This is a genomic window from Candidatus Methylomirabilota bacterium, from assembly GCA_027293415.1.
In the GTDB taxonomy this organism is placed as follows: Bacteria; Methylomirabilota; Methylomirabilia; order Methylomirabilales; family CSP1-5; genus CSP1-5.
In genome coordinates this window covers 1-3,541 of record JAPUFX010000159.1, presented here as the reverse complement: position 1 = coordinate 3,541, position 3,541 = coordinate 1, and the positions used below count along the sequence as shown (strand labels likewise).

4 protein-coding genes are annotated in these 3,541 nt (G+C 56.1%); all 4 read right to left on the bottom strand.

Annotated features, from left to right (window positions below; genetic code table 11):
* Window positions 1–420: 420 nt before the first annotated feature.
* Window positions 421–852, bottom strand: a complete 432-nt coding sequence (locus O6929_11200; GenBank protein ID MCZ6480954.1) for a DUF4019 domain-containing protein — start codon at window positions 850–852, stop codon at window positions 421–423.
* Between the two features lie 60 nt (window positions 853–912).
* Window positions 913–1,296 (bottom strand): hypothetical protein, encoded by a 384-nt coding sequence (locus tag O6929_11195; protein MCZ6480953.1) that lies wholly within the window; start codon window positions 1,294–1,296, stop codon window positions 913–915.
* Between the two features lie 335 nt (window positions 1,297–1,631).
* Window positions 1,632–2,048, bottom strand: a complete 417-nt coding sequence (locus O6929_11190) for an SRPBCC domain-containing protein (protein MCZ6480952.1) — start codon at window positions 2,046–2,048, stop codon at window positions 1,632–1,634.
* A gap of 1,010 nt (window positions 2,049–3,058) precedes the next feature.
* A complete protein-coding gene (locus O6929_11185; GenBank protein MCZ6480951.1) occupies window positions 3,059–3,259 on the bottom strand; it encodes a hypothetical protein in 201 nt (66 codons plus the stop codon).
* Window positions 3,260–3,541: the final 282 nt, after the last annotated feature.

Below are 3,541 nucleotides of genomic sequence, written 5' to 3'. Positions count from 1 at the left end.
CAGGGCTAGCCTTGAGCAGCCCGCGGGAGCGGCCTGTCGAAACCTGCCGGTGCGGCCGAGCCCGCGCCTGCAGGCGCATTATTCACGAAGACCCCGGTTCGTGAATAATGCGGGCTAGGTTTCTCGACCATTGTCCATCCTTGACGCGGGCGGAACCTCTCGGGGTTGCCGCGAGTGTAGGCATCTGGCACGACCACGATCTGCGAGCGACCGTCTTTCCAGATTGTTAATCTGTTTCGGCCCCCGTCTGTTTCCCACGATTGCCATTCCCAGAAAAGCATCTCGGCACCCTGAGGTACCGTGGTCCGTGCCGGGTGGGTGGCACAACCAAAAGCGCCGATTATCCAGATCGCGAATACGATCCAAGACTTTCGATTCATCGATTATTTCTGCTTAAGACACCTGGTCTATGAGATGGGTCTATTTGATATAGTAACCAGCGACTCGCCACTTCCCATCTTTGTCGCGCATGGGTGTGAGCGTCTCTATGGCGGACTTTTTCCTTTCAAAGGAGGTCGCAAACTGAATAAGGACGTACTCACCATCAGGGGCGCCAGGAAGAGTGGTCGTGTATTTTTTGTACTTGAGTGTTCTATAGATGGCCTTCCCGAGCGGCTTTCTAATAGCCTTCAGTGAAGCCACCCACTGCTCTTCCTGCACCGCGGCCTTGAAATAATCTGCCGCTCTCTCCCAGCTCCTCGCGTAACTACCCGCGTCTACTAATGCTAACCAGAAGTTGGCAGCCCTAAAGGCCTCTTTCTCTGCAGCCTGATCTGCCGTAACCGGTTGGAAGAGCACTAGGCCGAAAAATACGCCCAGTACGACGACCGCATACCTTTTCGTCTTTCTCATTGTTCCCTCCTCTAATCGCTCACCACCGGTTCTTGGAAGACGTAAATCCTAGCTAGGGTATCACCACAACCAGTACAAAACGGCTGCTAAAACTACTATTCTCACCACGATACTAAAGACAGTGTATCCAACACGGCCTCTCTCGCGTCGCACGGGGAAAGGCAGCTCTCTCTGCCAAAAGCGTCCCCAGTTGAGGCCAAACTGGTAAGTGGCTCCGTTTGCCTTGACGCGGAGGACATATCCAGGAATGAGCATCCAAGAGATCCAATATAGGACTGCCTCTTGAATATCATGGTATGGGATCGTCCAGTCGCCGCACACGAGGCCGTTGCGGGTGACGCCAAGCCTCGCCCGGCGGGCCGTGACCCAATTAAACGACCGGCGGACGTGGTCGCCCTCGGCGGTTGTCGCTTTAGTCCAGCACTGGTGGATCAGCTCATCCATCGCGAATCGTCCGTACCTCTGGTATCCCGTGTGACTCGGACAATCGGACGTGCAATTCTTGCGCCGAAATCGCGGAGTTCTAGCGGGTCGTCCAGCCTAGGATGGATGGGATGCAGAGGCGTGTTCGGTGGGAGGCCAGTCTAGTGCCGTCCCAAGGTGATAAGTGGTTCGACAGGGCATCGACGGTGAGCTCAGCCGAACCGCTCACCACCCCGAGGAAGATCGAGGGGCCGAATTTGAGTAGCCTGTCTTGTTGCAGGGGTCATGATCGAGTGCAGCGAGCAAGTTGGCACAAATAGTTGGAACGGTACTAGCGGTCTTTGGGGAAGGCAGAGCTACTTTTCCCAGTAGGGGCCTGGAGATTTTCCCTCTGCATAGTCCTTGAGGCGGTACATCAACATGCCCCATGTTGTGTTGCAAGACGCGAAAAAGCTGGTAGTCGAGCGCCAGTCACCGTGTGTGAAGGTAAGAACTATTGCTCCGTCCCTCTGTAAGATCTCCCAGGTAAGCCACGTGCCCTGCCACTCGTCGTGATCTCCAATACAGGACCAGACGACCTTTCTGCCTGGTATGAGCTTTTCGATACGCATGCGGAACAAGAACCGGCGATCGTAGAAACCGAACTCCGCAGTGCTTCCAACGCGCGGTTCGGCAATGCTATCGCCCGTCCACCAACCACGAAGACCCTCCACCGTCGCAATGGCGTCGTAAATCTTATCGGGTGAGGCGGCGATTTGGATTTCATGGTGCATGTCAGCCACTCTCGTTCTCCTCTCTGGTTTCTTCCTTCAAAATTTCGCGTTGCGCATAGGAGTCAACGCTATAATGCACGGGGGAATAGTTCGTCAAGGAAAAAGGGTGGGCATGCCTTCAAACAAATTTATGGTTGACATGCAAGAAAGGCTAGACAGCTCCAAGAAACATTATTATGATTGATGACGGTCGGGGTGACACAGACCCCTTTGCGTTCTCGCTTGTAATGGGGCAGGCAAGGACGGACCAGGCTCGGGGTCGAGATCGGCGTCGATTTCGGGCTGGCGGGTACTGGGCCCGCGATGTTGGATGCGCCGAGAGAGGAGGTGGTCCAGTCGTGAATATATGTAAGGTGATCTGTGAGGTGGTGGCCTCCTAGGCCTCGGTAGCACTCTAAGCACGTAGGGAGGTTCAGTACTTACGAGAGGTTATTGAAAACGCACGTTAGCTAGAATAGGCTCAGGTAGGGTCAGGTAGGGTGGACGCAGTTACATTTTTAGCTACGTTCTGCCCACCGTTCCTCTAACCTCCTCTTCCGCTTCGGAGAGGTTTAGGAGGCCCAGGCACCACCGGCCCCGATGGTCCCCGCTCTTCACCGGCGGGGCGGCTCGGCAGCCTTTGGCACCGACCGCAGCTTCCATCGGGGCTTTTTTTTCTCCTGATCCACCATGAACAGCCTACCGGCTCAGGGTTCAGCTTCCGCAAAACTCACTTCTTGCGGTCCGGTTTCAGGATCGATCTAAAAGACAGCCGCTACCGGGGGTGCTCGCCAGGGAGGGTGCCCACGGTGGAGGGGAGGGGAGACAATTTAGCTGCTTCCTACGTTGCGCTCCAGATGACCTTTCCGGCCTTATGGAAACAACTCGAGAAAAGCCTCAGCATTATAGAGGGTCTGCGCGGAGAACCCGAGACGGTCGGCAGCTTCCTTGAGGGTGATGAGCTTCATCGCGGATCAGCTCTGCTTAAATGACCTCTTATCCGCTCGAACAAGTAAGCCAAAGACGCTCCGTCATCCGTTACCACTACCCTTGCTCCAGCAGACCGCGCAAGTGTCACCGACGAACGCAGTCTCGATCTCACAGAGGGCACACAAACGTAACGGGAGTCCCTGCTCCTGACCCCAACGGTGAACGCCGGCCAACCCGTGCTCTTCATAGACCTCGACGGCCTCGTCGAGGAGTCGCCGCTCCTCGCTACCCATCTCGACCATCGTTCATCCCTCCCCGACCTTGACCTTTCCCGCCCTCTTCAAGCGCCGGTTCTCCCGCTCCACCCGGTCCAGCCGTCGTGCCAGGGTTTCCATCGTTGGCTCGTTCATCATTTCACTCCCGTTCTGACTTGTCTTCGCCCCCCCTGCTTCCGCGCCCTCTTCATCTCCCTGCGGGCCTTCCGGCGCTGCAACCGTTTCACGCTATCGCGCAGCAAATTAAAAGTTTTTGCCTTACCCCCCATCAGGCCGCCTCCCGTTCGTCAAGGTCCTTCCTGATCTTTT

Bases quoted from the DNA above. Each gene is read 5' to 3' on its own strand.
- O6929_11190 (MCZ6480952.1), bottom strand. From the start codon at position 2,048: ATGCACCATGAAATCCAAATCGCCGCCTCACCCGATAAGATTTACGAC.
- O6929_11195 (MCZ6480953.1), bottom strand. From the start codon at position 1,296: ATGGATGAGCTGATCCACCAGTGCTGGACTAAAGCGACAACCGCCGAG.
- O6929_11185 (MCZ6480951.1), bottom strand. From the start codon at position 3,259: ATGGTCGAGATGGGTAGCGAGGAGCGGCGACTCCTCGACGAGGCCGTC.
- O6929_11200 (MCZ6480954.1), bottom strand. From the start codon at position 852: ATGAGAAAGACGAAAAGGTATGCGGTCGTCGTACTGGGCGTATTTTTC.